Here is a 14917-nt window from a genome sequence, read left to right on the forward strand (position 1 = left end):
CCTTTTAGGCATGTTCCATCGCAAGCCGATCGAGGAGCGCATTGCTGAGCGCGTCGCCAACCTGCCGCCGCTGAAGGAGGGCAAGCACTTCGAGCATCGCCCGGCGCTGATCGTCTTCTGCGTCATCATGGGAATCATGGTTCTGAAGATCGTCGGCGTCTTCCTGCTCTTCCGCTTCGGCGTCCTGTAGGGCGCGGCGGCAAGGCGCGGGAGTCCCCCCAGGCGCGCATGACCCGGTAAACGTCGAGGGCCCTTCCGGAGAATCTTCCGGAAGGGCCCTCGAGGTTATTGCGTGGATCACTAGGCGAGCGCGCTGCCCGACTTCCACTGCTTGAACGACATCTGCCAGAAGCCCCAGCCGTTCCACGACTCCAGCGTCCGCGTGGTGCCGACGATCTTGACGACGTCGCCGCGGTGGAAGTTGTCGTAGAACCACTTGGCCTGTGCCGGGCTGGCGTTCACGCATCCGTGGCTGACGTTGGCATAGCCCTGGGAGCCGACCGACCACGGCGCGCTGTGGACGTACTCGCCACTGTTGGAGATGCGCACGGCGTAGTTCACGACCTCCTTGTAGTAGCCGGGGTCACCCGGCTTCCTGCCCGGAGAGATCATGGTGACGGGGTTCGCCCGCTCCATGGTCAGGTGAACGCCGCTGGTGGTGGTGTACTCGCGCGTGGTGCCGTTGCCGGCGCTGATCTTCATCGTCTGGATGGTCTTGCCGTCCTTCTTGACGACCATCATGTGCGTCTTGGTGTTGACCGTGCTGATCCAGGCCGCACCGATGTTGATCGTCGCGCTGGCGTCCTTGACGCCGTACATGTCCTTGCCGCCGCGCACGCCCGACAGGTGGGCGGCGAACTTGACCTTTTGGTGCGCGGGCCAGTACGTGGCGGGCCGGTAGATGACCTGCTTGGAGCTCATCCACCGCCATGCACCCTGGACCGGCTTCTGCGCCTTGACCTCGAGCGCCTTCTCCACCGACTTCTTGTCGGTCACCGCTTGGTTGAAGGTCACCATGATCGGCATGCCGACGCCGACGGTCTCCCCCTTGACGCCCGGCGTGACGTCGGCGACGTACAAGGGATATTTAGGCTTCAACGTGCTGAACTGGCTGGTGGCGGTGGCGGGTCCGCCATCGCCGGTGGCCTTGGCAGTCACGGTGTACTTGCTCGACGGCCGAAGCGGCTCCTTCGATGTCCACTTGGTCCGGGTGGAGTCGAACTTCCCCTCGACCGGGACGCCGTTGGCCTCCACTACGACTTCTTCCAGGGATCCGCCGTCCGCCGTCACGGTCACGGTCTTGTCCGGGCTCACCTTCGAGCTGCCCTTGACCGGACTGATCTTGATGGACGGTCCCGGCGTCGCGCTCGCGGACCCACCGGGAGCGTCGGCGCCCCCCGGCGTCCCCGACGACCCCGACGCGGATGAACATGCCGCCAGGAGTGTTGCCATGGCGACGGCTGCCCCGGCGATGGGCAGCTTGGAACGGTTGTTATTGCTCAGCACAGCTTCTCCCCCATGGGCGCAAAGTGCACCTAAGACCTTATTAGGGGTAGCCACTGATATGTGCAATTTTCAGCCCCGTTAGGTCACAGTTTGGTCGCCGCACCTGCCGATTTGAGTCTCACCGGAGTAAGGTCCGCGTCAAACATGATCAAGGCTGTCAGTCAGTCCGTTGTTACACAACGTTTGCGACACATTGGGTGCTTTCAACCACAGTTGTACGGGCACCCGGAGGTTGGGCGACGGCTCGTACACGACTCCCGGATCGGCCGCCGTGTGGTCCCGGGTGGCCTCCAGGACCCCCGCGGCGAGCGCGAGCGCGATCGTGTCTCCCGGGCAGGGCCGCAACCCGCTGCCGAAACCGAGGTGACCCGCACCCGTGAGCAGCCTCCGGCCGGGATCGAACCGGTGCGGGTCGGGGAACACGTCCGGGTCGCGTCCCGCCGCCGCGAGATCGAGCACCACCACGGCCCCGGCGGGGATGACGACGCCGCCCACCACCGCATCGGCTCTCGCCACCCGCCGCGTCAGCCGTACGGGCGGGTCGTAGCGGAGCGTCTCCGTCAGAACGGCCTCGGCCGGCCACCGGGTGATCAGGTCGTACGGCAGGTGCGTCACGAGGGACAGGGCGTTTCCGATCAGGCCGGCGGTCGCGTCGCACGCCTGGACGAGCAGCCCCGCCACGGCGGCGAGATGATCCGGCGCCGGATCTCTCAGCAGGCCGGCGAGCACGCCCACCGCCTCGTCGGCGGGATCGCCGCCTGGATGATCGCCAGGGAGGCCGCTCGGGTGCTCGTCGGGGCCGTCGTCGGCGCCGGCGGGCCGTGGATGGTAGGCGGCCGCGATCCCGGCGACCGCGGCGACCGCCTTCTCTCGGTTCTCGGTGGCCACCCCCAGGTGCACCGCCAGGACGCCGACGGGCACCCGGCGGGCCAGCAGCGCCATGACGTCGACGGTAGGACCGGCGGCCGCGAGTTCGGCGGTGGCCAGGTCGAACGCCTCCCGGCGAAGGAGCGCGGCGTTGAGCCCCGCGAGTGCGGCGACCACGCGTGACCTGCGCCGCTTGTGCTCCTCGTCGTTGCTGAACCTGCTCACGGAGCCGCGCAGCCAGCCCATGCCCGGCGCGCGACCGCCGGCGTGACCGGATGCGGGGCCGGATGCGGGGCCGGATGTTGGGCCGCCCGGCGGTTCCGGTACGGCGAAGCCGGGGCCGGCCAGCACGGCACGCACGTCGGCATGCCGGGTGACATGCCACTGGCCGTCGTGTGCGAAGGGAGGCTCATGCGTCATGTCCGCACGCTAGGGGCCTGACGTCTCGGCCCCCGCCGAAATGTCCTCCCAGCCGCCCGCAATTAGTTAAGAGGTTGCTTGACTATTCGGGATGGGCGACAGATAGTTAATGACATGCTTAACCATGGCGGGTCGCTGGACAGGATCTTCCAAGCGCTCGCGGACGGTACCCGGCGTGACATCGTCGGGCGGCTGGTCCGCGGCCCGGTCTCGGTCAGTGATCTGGCCGAGCCTCTGGCGATGTCCCTGCCGGCGGTCATGCAGCACCTGCAGGTGCTCGAGGCGTGTGGCCTGGTCAGGTCGGAGAAAGTCGGCCGGGTCCGCACCTGCCGTATCGAACCGGAGGCGTTGCGGGCGGCTGAGGCATGGATCGTCGGGCAGCGCACCGTCTGGGAGCGGCGTCTGGACCGGTTCGGCGACTACTTGGCCGAACATTCCGAAAGCGCGGAACATCCCGAAAGCGCGCAACACCCCGAGAACACGGAGCCAGGGAGGACATCATGAGCGATCGTTCCGTCACGCACACCACGCTCACGTTCGAGCGCGTCTACGCGGTCTCACCCGCCCGCGTCTTCGCCGCGTGGACCGACCCGGGTGCCAGGGCCCGCTGGTTCGCCACCCTCGGAAACGACCACGAGATCGACTTCCGCGTCGGCGGCAAGGAGATCGTCCGGGGGCCTGACGAGAGCGGCACGATCCTGACCTTCGAGTCCGTCTATCACGAGATCGTCGTCGACCGGCGCATCGTGAGCGCCTCCGTGCTCTACTCCGGACAGATCCCGGCCACCGTGTCCCTCACCACGGTGGAGTTGTGGGAAGAAGGCGACGGCACCCGCCTCCTGCTCACCGAGCAAGGTGCCTTCCTCGACGGCCACGAACAGCCCGCCTGGCGTGAGCAGGGGATCGCCGGCCAGCTCTCCGCGCTGGACCAGGAACTGCTGGGTTCCTGAACGCTCACCGCCCCGCGCGGCCCCCCGTCAGCTCTCGGGCAGGAGCTTGGCCAGCAGGCGGCTCAGCTCCGCCGCCGCGTCGGTTCCGAGGATGGTGAGCACCTCGGCCTGCAGGCGCTCCATCGCGTCACGCACGACGACGAGCCGTTCGCGCCCGAGGGCGGTGAGCTCCAGGGCGTAGCGCCGGCGATCGTGCGGGTCCTGTCCCCGCGCCACGAGCCCGAGCCGTACCAGTTCGTCGATGACCTGCGCGGCGGCGGGCTCGGTGATGTCCAGATGCCGGGCGAGCCGCTGCTGAGGGCCGGGCCCCAGCTCGTCGATCGCTGCGAGCGAGCCGAAGTGCCGGGTGCGCAGGCCCACGTCGGACAGGAGCGCGTCGCCCGTGCGGCGCAGGCGGTAGTGGGCCTGGGCGACCAGATAGGACGTCGTCTGGAGGGGTTCGGGCTCGGGGAGCAGGAGGCTGAGCAACTCGTTGAGGCGGCGCCGCTCCGCGGGGCTCAGCGCCGCTGTGATCTTCGCGTCGCGGGCGGCGACGGACTGCTTCATCGCGTCGCGCGCCGCGCGGCCCTCGTCGGTGATGGACAACACGTAGGACCGCCGGTTGGCCGGATTGCGCGTGCGGGTGACATATCCGGCCTCCTGTAGCCGGTCGACCAGGCGCACCATGATCGTCCGGTTGATGCCGAGGCGTTCCGCCAGCTCGTGCTGGGAGTCGGCGTCCTGGTCGGCAAGGGTGTCCAGCACCACGAAGTCGCGCGCCTGGGGATCGTCGCGCACCGCCTCTGCCGTGAACCGCGCGTAGACCCGGCGCAGCATCTTGCCGACCGACGCGTCCAGCGCCGTCGCGAGCGCCTCGTCCTCCACCGACCCACCTCCGGGGCCGGATTTTACCCCAGCCCGTGATGGTTGCCGACAAGATAGTTGGCATGTTGACAGTTGGAATAGCGATGGTTAGCGTCGTTGACGTCTTCTCAGGAGGAAACCCATGGCCTACAGGCTCGACATGACGATGATGTTCGCGATGCACGACGCGCTCCGGCGCGACCTCGAGCGCATCGCCCGGCTCGCCGCACGCGGCGGCGACGACCCCCGGCGGATCCTGGCGACCGCCACCGGCTGGCAGCTGTTCACCACCTTCCTGCGGGTGCACCACACGTCCGAGGACATCGCCCTGTGGCCGGTGATGCGCGACATCGCGGCCGCACGCCCGGACGACCTGGCCCTGCTCGACGCGATGGAGGCCGAGCACGCCGCCATCGACCCGCTCCTGGCCGACGTGCAGGCCGCGCTGGCCGATCGCGACCACGGAGCCGAACGGCTCGGCGGGCTGGTCGACGCCCTGTTCACGACCCTGACCGGGCACCTGCGCCACGAGGAGTCGGAGGGCCTCGCACTGATCGACGCCACCTTCACCGAGCAGCAGTGGCAGCGGTTCTCACAGGTCCACCGTGAACGGGTCGGCGGCGACGCCCCTCGCTACCTGCCGTGGATCCTCGACGGCGCCGACGACCGCACCTCCGCGCTCATCCTCGGCCGCATGCCGGAGCAGATCCGTGCCGCCTACCCCGAGTGGCGCGCCGCCTACGCCAGCCTCGGTCACTACGCGTGACCCCGGAAGGACAAACCCCATGTCCGTGCGCACGCACGCCCCCGCACCACCCCGGACGCGGCTGGGCCTGGCCCTCCTGGTCATCGCCGCCGCCCAGCTCATGCTGGTGCTCGACGGGACCATCGTGAACGTGGCCCTGCCGAGCATCCAGATCTCGCTGCACATCGCCCCGGCCGACCTCAACTGGGTGCTCACCGCCTACGCCCTGACCTTCGGCGGCCTCCTGCTCGCGGGCGGGCGCGCGGGAGACCTGTTCGGCCGCCGCCGGGTGTTCCGCGCGGGCCTGGTGGTGTTCACCCTCGCCTCACTGCTCGGAGGCCTCGCACCCACCGCCGGAGTGCTGATCGCGGCGCGGGCCCTGCAGGGCGCGGGCGCGGCGATCGCCGCACCGACCGCGTTGTCCCTGCTGGCCACGACCTTCCCCGCCGGACCCGCCCGCACCAAGGCCCTCGGCGTGTACGGCGCGATGGGCGGGCTCGGCTCGGTCGTCGGACTGCTGCTGGGCGGCACCCTCACCCAATATCTGGACTGGCGCTGGGTGCTGTTCGTCAACGTGCCCATCGCGGTCGCGGTACTGGCCGGCACCGCCGTGCTGGTCGAGGGCGAGCGCGGCGACGGCGGCGTCGACCTGCCCGGGGTGGTCACCGGAACGCTCGGCCTGGCCGCGCTGGTCTACGCGGTCAACCGGGCCACCGCCCACGGCTGGACGTCGCCCGCCACCATCGCGTTCTTCGCCGCGGCGGCCGTCCTCCTCGTCGCGTTCACGTTGATCCAGCGGCGCAGTCCCATCGCGATGGTCCCGCCCGGCGTCCTGGGCGACCGCGGCAGGGCCGGCGCCAACGCGGTCATGTTCCTCATGGGGGCGGGCATGTTCGCGACCTTCTATTTCCTCACCCTCTACATGCAGGGCACCAAGGGTTACGGCCCCCTGGAGACGGGGGCGGCCTACCTGCCGTTCGCCCTCGGAATCGGGCTGGGGGCGGGAGGGCTCGGTCCTCGGCTGCTGGGGCACCTGCGCGAGCGCACCGTCGCGGTCGCCGGGCTCGCCCTTGCCGCCGCCGGGACGGCCTGGTTGTCCGCGCTCACCCCGGCCACGGCCTACGCCGCGGTGTTGCTGCCGGCGCAGTTCGTCGCGGGTGTCGGTCTCGGGCTCGGCTTCGTCACCATGACGATCGCCGGGGTGCGCGGGGTGGCCGATCGCGACACGGGGGTGGCCTCCGGCCTGGTCAACACCAGCCAGCAGATCGGCGGCGCCCTGGGCCTGGCCGTACTGGCGGCGGTGGCATCGGCCGCCACCACGAGTCCGGCCGACGCCGCATCCGTGACCGGCGGCTACACCACGGCTCTGCTCGCGGGCGGTGCGTTCTATCTGGCCGCGCTGCTGGTCGCCGCCTTCACGATCACTCCTGCGAACCGGCAGACCGCCTGACCTGACGAGCGCCGGTGGCTGCGGGGGCGGTCCAGGCGAGCAACATCCTGAGGGCGTCATGGGATGGGGTGTCCGGCTGGGCCGCATACGTGATCAGAGCCTGGGCGGGATCGTCGGCCGCGCGCAGGGTCTCGTAGGTCAGTTCCAGGTCGCCGACCACAGGGTGGTGGAACCGCTTGACGCCCGAGGTCTTGTCCCGGACCGGGTGCTCTGCCCACCAGCGGCGGAAGTCCTCGCTTCGCATCGACAACTCCCCGATCAGGTGTGCCAGCCGGGGGTCACCGGGGTGCCGTCCTGCCTCCAGGTGAAGGTAGGCGACGTTCTCGCGGGCGCACGAAGTCCAGTCTCCGTACAGTTCTCGGGACGCGGGGTCGAGGAAGGTGATTCGAGCGATGTTGCGCTCGGACGGGTCCAGGGCGGCGTAGTTGCCGAAGAGGGCGGACGCCGCCGGATTCCAGGCCAGGATGTCCATACGCCGGCCCATCACCACCGCCGGCACGTCCTTCAACTCCTCCAGCAGTCGCTGGAGCATAGGCCGCACGAGCTGCCGGCGGGTCCGGTGCCGGTCGGCCGACCGGGCGGCGCTTTGCGGTCGGGCCAGGTGGTGCAGATGCCGGATCTCGTCGTCGTTCAGCCGCAGCGCGAGGGCGAGGGCGTCGAGCACCGTGCTCGAGGGGTTGGCTACGCGGCCCTGTTCCATCCGGGTGTAGTAGTCGACGCTGACCCCGGCGAGTTGGGCGATCTCCTCGCGGCGCAGGCCCGCCACCCGGCGCACGCCGCCGAAGTCCGGCAGGGCGACGTCCTGCGGGTGCAGGCCGGCGCGGCGGGTCCGGAGGAAGTCGCTCAGGCTGGTCGCGGTGCTCATACGACGATTCTGTCTGGTTGTGGGCGTGTGCTGCCTGGCCCTGCCGGTGCCAGGCAGCACACCTCCGGTCAGGAGGCCGGGACGGCGGTCGTCAGGCCGCCGTCGACGACGATGTCCTGGGCGGTGATGTAGGACGACCGCGGAGAGAGCAGGAAGGCCACGGTCTCAGCGATGTCCTCGGCCTGACCGAGTCGCTTCAGGGGAACCCCGGCGCGGATGGCCTCGTGCGAGGCGGGGTCCGGGTTGGCGGCGTCGAACATCTCGGTGACGATGTAGCCCGGGCTGATCGAGTTGACCCGGATGCCGCGTTCGGCGAGATCGCTCCCGAGAGTACGGGCGAGGTTGTGCACGGCGGCCTTGGTGGCCGCGTACACCGGCGCCACAGCCAGGCCCCGGTGCAGGGTCCACGAGGCGTTGATCACGATGGAGCCGCCGCCCGCCGCGTCGAGCAGCGGCAGGGCCTTCTGGACGGTGAAGAACACCCCCTTGAAGTTCACATCGACGGTGTGATCGAAGTCGTCCTCGGCGACCTCGGCAGTGCGCTGGAACACTCCGACGCCTGCGTTGGCGAACACCCCGTCCAGCCGCCCGTGGCGTTCCCGGATCACGGCCGTCAACCGGTCGAGGTCGGCGAGGACGGCCGCGTCCGCCCGGACCGTGAGCAGGCGGGCACCCCGCCCGGAGGGCTTGTCCAGTTGTTCGGCCGCGCGGGCGAGACGGGCGTCGTCGCGGCCGGTGATGATCACGTGGGCGCCTTCGTCCAGAAGCAGACGTGCGGTGGCCAGGCCCATTCCGCTCGTGCCGCCGGTGATCAGGACGGCACGGTTGTAGAAGGCGCCCCTATCGGTCGTCTCAAGTGTGCTGTCGGTCATGGCACCAGCCTCGCCGTCGAGAATCCCGACAACCAGGCCCGCATCAACCTAGGCAATCCAGAAACACCCTGGTCACTCCTGCCACTGCCGGGCTTTCAGGTGCGCCGTTCAGCGTGGACGCTCAGGCCGCACGGCGTCCAGCCGGCCCTGATCGCAAGAACAGTCTTGACAAGAAAATTTGTCGGTGTAAGGCTGACGCCTGTTCCGCAGGCCGTACACGACCGAGATGAGGAGCCGAGATGGGCGAAGAGTTCGAGCTGCGCAAGGAAGTCGAGCTCGACGCGACCCCCGAGCAGGTGTGGGAGGCGATCGCCACCGGCCCCGGTATCGACGCGTGGTTCATGGGCCGCAACGAGGTAGAGCCGCGGGAAGGCGGCACCATACGGATGACCGTGGCCGGGGAGACCTCGGAGTCCACGGTGACCGCGTGGGAGCCGATGAAGCGGCTGGCCCACTCCTCCGCCACAGGCGACGACGGCGCGTTCATGGCCTTCGAATACCTCATCGAGGCACGGGACGGGGGCAGCACCGTGCTGCGCCTGGTGCAGAGCGGCGTGTTGTCAGGGGACTGGGAGACCGAATACGACGCGCTGACCGAGGGCTGGGACATCTACCTGCACAGCATCGGCCAGTACCTCACGCACTTCCGGGGACGGCACGCCACCGTGGTGATGGCGTTCAAGCCGCAGGCGGCCGGGCGCGACCATGCGTGGGCCGTGATCAAGGAGCGGCTGGGTCTGGGCGCCGAGGTCGCCGTGGGCGACCCGGTGCGCCTGGCCGTCGAGGGCGCGCCCCCGGTCGAGGGGGTCGTCGACTACGCGGGCCTGCCCACCTTCATCGGGGTGCGCACCGGCGACGGGCTTTACCGCTTCATCCATTCGGGCCCCAAGCGGGGCGACGTGGTGGTCCTAGGCCACCACATCTTCACCGACGGGCCGTCCCCCGACGGTGAAGAGGCCCAGCGGGCCTGGCAGACCTGGCTGGACGGCCTGTTCGGCGAGCCCGCCGCCGCCTGAGCCGACACCCTGACCAGTTCAAGCTCGCGTCTGCACTGGTCTCAGGCCAGCGCTGCCATGACCTCGGCGGTCGTGCTGACAGTTGCGATACGCGGGAAGATGTAGTCGAAGGCGAACTCATGGGCGTGCGCGTCGAGTGCGGTGACCGCGTCCTCAGGCAAGATCACGTTGAAGCCGAACTCGTCGGCGAAGCGCGCGGTCTGCTCGACGCCGAAGTTCGTGGCGATCCCGGTGATGATCAGGGTGTCGACGGCGTGCTTGCGCAACGCCTCTTCAAGCCCGGTGTTGTGGAATGCACCCCAGGTGCCCTTCACGATCTCCAGGTCGCCGAGTACCCCTTCCACCAGTTCGCTGCCCGGTGGCTGCTCCACAACGCCTGGCCGCTCGACTCGCACGGCGACGACGAGACCGCCGGCCTTTCGCACCGCGTCGGCGAGTGCGAGGGAGCGGGTGACCACGGCAGGTCCGGAATGTGGTGCCGTGGGCTGCTCGACGATGCGCGTCATCAGGTCGATAAGGACTAATGCGGTACGGCGGGGATCCAGTTTGTCCATGATCGGCATGGTAGCGATCGGCGAGCTCGCGGGCCTTTTACTCGTCACACCCTTCCTGTCCCACGCGTATTGCCAAACAACTTAGGCATGGCTAACCTAACGTCCGAATTCCCCGCGCCCGCCCCTGAAAGTGATCATCCATGCCTCTATCTGGTGATTTGTCCGCATTGCTCCCTGCGGCCCCGCCCCCCTCAACGCCGCTTGGCCCGTTCGCGGACAGTGCGGTGGCGTGGGCCACCTGGGTGACCTTGATGGGGTTCGTCGGTGTCACCGCCCTGGCCCTGGTGACCGCGGGGCCGGCGGCCCGTCGGATCGGCGCCGGCACCCTCGCGGCAGTGACCGCCCGGCTCGCGCGCGCGGCGGTCGTCTTGGGCGTCCTGGCCGTACCCGCAGTGCTCACCGACCTCGCCCACTCCGGAGACGGCGGCGGCTACGACTACCGCGCGGCCTGGAGCTCCCTGTACGACGGCAGCAATGCCGGTCGGCTGTCGGGGCTCGAGGTGACCCTCATCCTGGTCGGAGCCGCCTTGGCCGCCCCGCTGGCCTTCCGCAAGGCAGCGTCCGGGCCGGCGAGGCGGTGGCTGCTCGCGGCCGGGCTCGGCGCGGGAGCGATCGCGCTGGGCACCACCAAGTTCCCCGACGAGGTGCCCGACGACTGGGGCCGCACCACCGTCGAGACCGTCGTGTGGATGCTGCACCTGCTCGGTGGCGCCGTCTGGTTGGGCGGTCTGGCCGGCCTGGCACTGCTCGCCGTCCCCGGCGCGATCGCCGCCGCCGACCGAGGCGCCTTCTGGTCACCGGCGATCCGCCGCTTCTCCGCCGCCGCCATGAGCTGCGTCGCCGCCATCGCCCTGTCCGGGCTGTTCCTTTACTGGGAGCATGTCGACGGCCCCTCACAACTGCTCACCACCATGTACGGACGCGTACTGGGGGTGAAGATCCTCATTTTCGGCACGCTGCTGCTACTCGGCGCCTTCAACCAGTTCTGGCTCCATCCGCGGGTCGACGCACTGCGAGCCGCCGGCGATCAGCGCCCCCTGCACACCCTCCTGGTACGGAGGTTCCCGGTTCTGATCACCATCGAGACGTTGCTGGGGATGACAGTGCTGTTCGTCGCACCCTTCCTCCACGGCTCCGCCCGCAACCAGGCCTTCCAAGCCGACGTCGCGCAGCACTCCGCCGTGCCCCTCAGCGATCTGCCCAAGCTTCCCGCCAAGGAGGTCAGCACCTCCACCTGGGTCTTCGGCACCGCCGAGACCATCGCCGTCATCGCGGTGATGATCGCGGGTTACTGGCTCTCCGGGCTGCTCGCCCGCCGCCGTGCCGCCGCTGCCGTTCCGGCGGCCGACGCCGGAGACCTCGTACAGGTGTGACCTCCGCCAACCGGCCGGACAGCAGGCCGGGCCCAGCGCAGTGAGAAAAGCGCGCCCGGGAGACCTCCCGGGCGCGCTTTCGTCGTTGTCGTACGGCTTCGCCTGATCAGGCGGGGTCGCTCGCCGTGTAGTAGGGGTAGCCGTATCCGGCCACCTGCCACGTGGGCCGGGTCCGGATCGCGACCTCTCCGGAGAGGGTGTTGCCTTCGACCGTCTGAATCGTGCCGTTGCCGTTGTCCTTGATCACGAAGCCGACGTGGTCGATCGAGTCAATGCTCTTGCCGCCGTTCAAGGCGAAGAACACCACGGCGCCCGGCTTGGGGGCGCTGCCCCAGCGGTTGTTCTGCGCGAACCACCGGGCGTGCGCGACGGTGTAGGCGTCCGAGCCCAGGACGGGCCGGATGCCGAGCTTGTTGCCGACCCAGGAGACGAACATGTCGCACCAGGCGGCGTTGGCGTAGGCGGACACGTTGCCGCCGTCACGGGCGACCGTCTCCTGGGCGCGAGGAGAGGACATGTACCACGCCTGGAACTTGGTGCCTCCGCCGTAGGAGTTCTCGTGGATGCCGACCTGGCTTTCCGCCAGCTTCAGCAGCTGGGAGGGGCTGACCTTGGGCAGGCCCGCCGCTTCCTTGGAGAGGGGGGTGACATCCGAGTTGCCGGCTACGGCCTGTCCGTCACCCTGGGTCTGCGCGAAGGCCGCGACCGGCCCGGCGGCGACCGCCGAGACGAGAGTGCCGCCGGCCAGCGCGACACGGATACAGCTCTTGAGGGCTCGCATGTTGGGGTCTACTCCCTTACTTCCAGGCCGCCTACCGGGTTAGCTGACGGGTTCGGGCTGGAAGGCGCCCTACGGCACGTGCTGTGCCGATTCACCCCGAGAGAGAGGTGGGTCCCCGGCTCCGCGTCGGCGCGGACTCGGCGGTGGCGACCTCCCTGGAGGAGAGGCCGTCGGTCCGAAACGGGCAAACCTGATTTTTCCTAAAGAAACGGACAGGTATGCCTTGAGTTGTCTAAAAGGTAATAGACGCATCCATACCGGTCAAGTAAGGGCAAGTCAGATTTTACCTGTCAGGAGTTGGGTAAACGCCCGGACGATCGGACGTGGCAGATCGTTCGCCGCCTCCACAGGGCAAGGGGAATCGGGTAAAGCGCCGAAGCGATCGCCACTGAGCAGGCCCGCGTTTTACGGTTTTCCGCCATCGAAGTCGGAGGTTCGCCACCATGGTGGCCACCCGGCGGCGTGCCTAGCGTTGACCGGCGTGATCAGTCTCAACGGATTGTGCAAACGCTACGGGGACCGGACAGCCCGGAAGGCGGCCCCACCAAGATCGCGGCGACACTGTCGAAGGAGGTGCCATGCGGTTGATCCTCGCCGACGACTCGGTGCTGCTCCGCGAGGGCCTGATCCGGCTGCTCGCCGACGCAGGACACGAGGTCGTAGCCGCCGTCGGCGACGCGCCGGCGCTGCTCGACGCCGTCGCCGTGCACCGGCCCGACGTGGCGGTCGTCGACGTGCGCATGCCGCCGACCCACACCGACGAAGGGGTGCGGGCGGCACTGGAGATCCGCGAACGCCGGCCGGACGTCGGTGTGCTCGTGTTGTCGCAGTACGTGGAGAAGACGTACGCGGCCACGCTCCTGGCGGGCACCGCCGGAGGGCTGGGTTACCTGCTCAAGGACCGGGTCTCCGAAGTCTCCGACTTCCTGGACTCCCTTACGCGGGTAAATGCGGGCGAGACGGTCATCGACCCCGAGGTCGTCCGCCAACTGCTCGCCCGCACCACCCACGCCGACCCGCTGAGCAGGCTGAGCCCACGCGAGACGGAGGTGCTGAGACACCTCGCGCAGGGCTACGTCAACGCGGCGATCGCAGAACGCCTGCACGTGTCGCTCAGCACCGTCGAAAAGCACGTCAACGCCATCATGGACAAGTTCGACCTGCCACGTGATCCCAGCTACAGCCGTAGGGTGCTCGCCATCCTGCGCTATCTCGACGGCTGAGGTCCCGTCAGCGCCAGCCCTGCGGGTCGACGCCTCCCGGCACCGGAGCGGCCGCGTCGTACGGCTCCCGCGTGAAGATGAACGTGTTGAGGTCGAGATGCACCCCGCCGTCGGAGCGGACCACCTGGAGCGTCTCCCCCGCGTAATAGCCGTCGAGGCCGATCCAGGTGCCGTCGGCCTGGGCGGCGAATCGGGAGGCCCGGCCCTGGGAGCCCATCGGGGTGAGCGCGAGACCGCGCTTCGGCAGCACCCGGCAGGCGTAGGCGGTCGGACCCCAGTACCACGGCCCGGCCAGCTCGAGGAGATCGTCGTCGACGGGAGCCGGTGTCCATTCGGCGGGCAGCGGCGGCTCATGCTCGGCGAGGATGTCGAGCAGATCGGTGAGCAGGTCGGCGCGCACCCCCGCGGTCGTGTTCGCCATGAACAGCACGCCGACGCCGTCCGACGGGTCGGCCCACACCGTCGCCAGGAACCCGGGCATCGACCCGGTGTGCCCGGCGAGCCTGCGGGCCCGGGCGCGCCCGCTGTGCCGCGCGAGCTGGAACCCGAGGCCGTATCCCCGAGACCAGGTGTCGCCGTCCTCGACCGTGGCCGGTTCGCGCATCTCCGCGACGGTCTCCGGCCGCAGCACGCCGCCGGTGTCGCCACCGACGAACGCCGCCCATCGGGCGAGATCGGCGGCCGTCGACCACAGCTGGCCGGCCGCGGCCATCGCCCCGTGGTCGTTCTCCGGCTCGGGCAGCAGCACGTCGGCCCAGGGGTGCACGGCATACCCGGTCGCGTGGGGGGCGCGGGGCCGCGGCGTCGTCTCCAGCATGCCGAGAGGCTGGAGGACCTCCTCGCGAAGGGCGTGCTCCCAGGGGACCGAGCGCTTGCGGGCGACCACCTCGCCGAGCAGCGCGAATCCCACATTCGAGTAGTGGTAACGGCGGCCCGGGCGGTGCCTTGCCGACTCCGGTCCCATTGCGTCGATCAACGCGGTCGCCGGGACGCCGGGCGTGCGCTCCCACCACTGGCCGGGCGGCTCGGCCGTCAATCCCGAGGTGTGCGACAGGAGCTGAGCGATCGTCACGTCGCCGATCGGGGTGCCGGGAAGGTGCTTGTCCAGCGGGTCGAGCAGATCGAGCCGGCCCTCGTCGCGCAGGCGCATCACCAGCACGGCGATCATGCTCTTGGTGATCGACCCGATGCGGTACTGCGTGTGCTCCCCGGGACGCTCCTCGCCGACCCGGCCCCGGCCGCCGAACCAGACGGTCTCGCCGTCCCGGACGAGCGCCGCCACCACGGACGGCACGCGGGAACCCGCCTGCTCCTCCGCCAGCCTCCGCAGCAACGCCCGCGCCGTAGCCTCAAGAACCATCTTCGTGACCCTCCGTGTCGTGATCGCACCAGGCTAGCGCCCGCCTGGCCGTACGGCGTGGCCTGCCGTTCCACGACATTCGAGTCCCCGAA

At 69.5% G+C, this 14917-nt stretch carries 16 protein-coding genes and 1 riboswitch; of the genes, 8 read left to right on the forward strand and 8 right to left on the reverse strand.

Annotated features, from left to right (window positions below):
- Positions 1 to 10 precede the first annotated feature (10 nt).
- On the forward strand, positions 11 to 190 hold the full coding sequence (locus tag Pth03_RS01500; RefSeq protein WP_203942238.1) for a hypothetical protein: 180 nt from the start codon (positions 11 to 13) through the stop codon (positions 188 to 190).
- Positions 191 to 300: 110 nt separating this feature from the next.
- On the opposite strand, the gene Pth03_RS01505 is transcribed toward Pth03_RS01500, so the two are convergent.
- Both Pth03_RS01505 and Pth03_RS01510 read right to left on the reverse strand, forming a co-directional pair.
- Positions 301 to 1506 (reverse strand): L,D-transpeptidase, encoded by a 1206-nt coding sequence (locus Pth03_RS01505; RefSeq protein WP_239118680.1) that lies wholly within the window; start codon positions 1504 to 1506, stop codon positions 301 to 303.
- A gap of 138 nt (positions 1507 to 1644) precedes the next feature.
- Positions 1645 to 2793, reverse strand: a complete 1149-nt coding sequence (locus Pth03_RS01510; RefSeq protein WP_203942239.1) for a cytochrome P450 — start codon at positions 2791 to 2793, stop codon at positions 1645 to 1647.
- Between the two features lie 114 nt (positions 2794 to 2907).
- Between Pth03_RS01510 and Pth03_RS01515 the strand changes: the two genes are divergently transcribed.
- The gene (locus Pth03_RS01515) at positions 2908 to 3297 is read left to right on the forward strand and encodes an ArsR/SmtB family transcription factor (RefSeq protein ID WP_203942240.1); all 390 of its coding nucleotides are present in this window, start codon (positions 2908 to 2910) and stop codon (positions 3295 to 3297) included.
- The gene (locus Pth03_RS01520; RefSeq protein ID WP_203942241.1) at positions 3294 to 3743 is read left to right on the forward strand and encodes an SRPBCC family protein; all 450 of its coding nucleotides are present in this window, start codon (positions 3294 to 3296) and stop codon (positions 3741 to 3743) included. Before Pth03_RS01515 ends, Pth03_RS01520 begins: the two co-directional genes overlap by 4 nt.
- A gap of 27 nt (positions 3744 to 3770) precedes the next feature.
- Here Pth03_RS01520 and Pth03_RS01525 read toward each other — a convergent pair whose 3' ends face one another.
- Positions 3771 to 4607: a MarR family winged helix-turn-helix transcriptional regulator gene (locus Pth03_RS01525; RefSeq protein ID WP_239118681.1), complete on the reverse strand. Its 837-nt coding sequence runs from the start codon at positions 4605 to 4607 to the stop codon at positions 3771 to 3773.
- A gap of 121 nt (positions 4608 to 4728) precedes the next feature.
- Between Pth03_RS01525 and Pth03_RS01530 the strand changes: the two genes are divergently transcribed.
- Positions 4729 to 5352, forward strand: coding sequence for a hemerythrin domain-containing protein (locus tag Pth03_RS01530; RefSeq protein ID WP_203942242.1), 624 nt, complete (start codon positions 4729 to 4731; stop codon positions 5350 to 5352).
- A 19-nt stretch (positions 5353 to 5371) separates the two neighbouring features.
- The gene (locus tag Pth03_RS01535; RefSeq protein WP_203942243.1) at positions 5372 to 6781 is read left to right on the forward strand and encodes an MFS transporter; all 1410 of its coding nucleotides are present in this window, start codon (positions 5372 to 5374) and stop codon (positions 6779 to 6781) included.
- Here Pth03_RS01535 and Pth03_RS01540 read toward each other — a convergent pair.
- Positions 6753 to 7646 carry a helix-turn-helix domain-containing protein gene (locus Pth03_RS01540; protein WP_203942244.1) on the reverse strand — a complete coding sequence of 298 codons (894 nt, stop codon included), beginning with the start codon at positions 7644 to 7646 and terminating at the stop codon, positions 6753 to 6755. The two genes, Pth03_RS01535 and Pth03_RS01540, sit on opposite strands and share 29 nt — an antisense overlap.
- Positions 7647 to 7714: 68 nt before the next feature.
- Positions 7715 to 8518, reverse strand: a complete 804-nt coding sequence (locus Pth03_RS01545) for an SDR family NAD(P)-dependent oxidoreductase (RefSeq protein WP_203942245.1) — start codon at positions 8516 to 8518, stop codon at positions 7715 to 7717.
- Between the two features lie 239 nt (positions 8519 to 8757).
- Between Pth03_RS01545 and Pth03_RS01550 the strand changes: the two genes are divergently transcribed.
- Positions 8758 to 9534, forward strand: a complete 777-nt coding sequence (locus tag Pth03_RS01550; RefSeq protein ID WP_203942246.1) for an SRPBCC family protein — start codon at positions 8758 to 8760, stop codon at positions 9532 to 9534.
- A 41-nt stretch (positions 9535 to 9575) separates the two neighbouring features.
- Here the strand turns inward: Pth03_RS01550 and Pth03_RS01555 are convergent, their stop codons facing one another.
- Positions 9576 to 10088 (reverse strand): isochorismatase family protein, encoded by a 513-nt coding sequence (locus tag Pth03_RS01555; protein WP_203942247.1) that lies wholly within the window; start codon positions 10086 to 10088, stop codon positions 9576 to 9578.
- A gap of 251 nt (positions 10089 to 10339) precedes the next feature.
- On the opposite strand from Pth03_RS01555, the gene Pth03_RS01560 reads away from it, so the two are divergent.
- On the forward strand, positions 10340 to 11461 hold the full coding sequence (locus tag Pth03_RS01560; RefSeq protein WP_203942248.1) for a CopD family protein: 1122 nt from the start codon (positions 10340 to 10342) through the stop codon (positions 11459 to 11461).
- 106 nt (positions 11462 to 11567) lie between these two features.
- Here the strand turns inward: Pth03_RS01560 and Pth03_RS01565 are convergent, their stop codons facing one another.
- Positions 11568 to 12242 (reverse strand): CHAP domain-containing protein, encoded by a 675-nt coding sequence (locus Pth03_RS01565; RefSeq protein WP_203942249.1) that lies wholly within the window; start codon positions 12240 to 12242, stop codon positions 11568 to 11570.
- Between the two features lie 14 nt (positions 12243 to 12256).
- A riboswitch (cyclic di-AMP (ydaO/yuaA leader) is annotated at positions 12257 to 12395 on the reverse strand.
- Positions 12396 to 12820: 425 nt separating this feature from the next.
- On the opposite strand from Pth03_RS01565, the gene Pth03_RS01570 reads away from it, so the two are divergent.
- Positions 12821 to 13465 carry a response regulator gene (locus Pth03_RS01570; protein ID WP_203942250.1) on the forward strand — a complete coding sequence of 215 codons (645 nt, stop codon included), beginning with the start codon at positions 12821 to 12823 and terminating at the stop codon, positions 13463 to 13465.
- 7 nt (positions 13466 to 13472) lie between these two features.
- On the opposite strand, the gene Pth03_RS01575 is transcribed toward Pth03_RS01570, so the two are convergent.
- Positions 13473 to 14825 carry a serine hydrolase domain-containing protein gene (locus tag Pth03_RS01575; protein ID WP_203942251.1) on the reverse strand — a complete coding sequence of 451 codons (1353 nt, stop codon included), beginning with the start codon at positions 14823 to 14825 and terminating at the stop codon, positions 13473 to 13475.
- Positions 14826 to 14917 lie beyond the last annotated feature (92 nt).

The sequence above is a fragment of the Planotetraspora thailandica genome (genome assembly GCF_016863335.1).
In the GTDB taxonomy this organism is placed as follows: Bacteria; Actinomycetota; Actinomycetes; order Streptosporangiales; family Streptosporangiaceae; genus Planotetraspora; species Planotetraspora thailandica.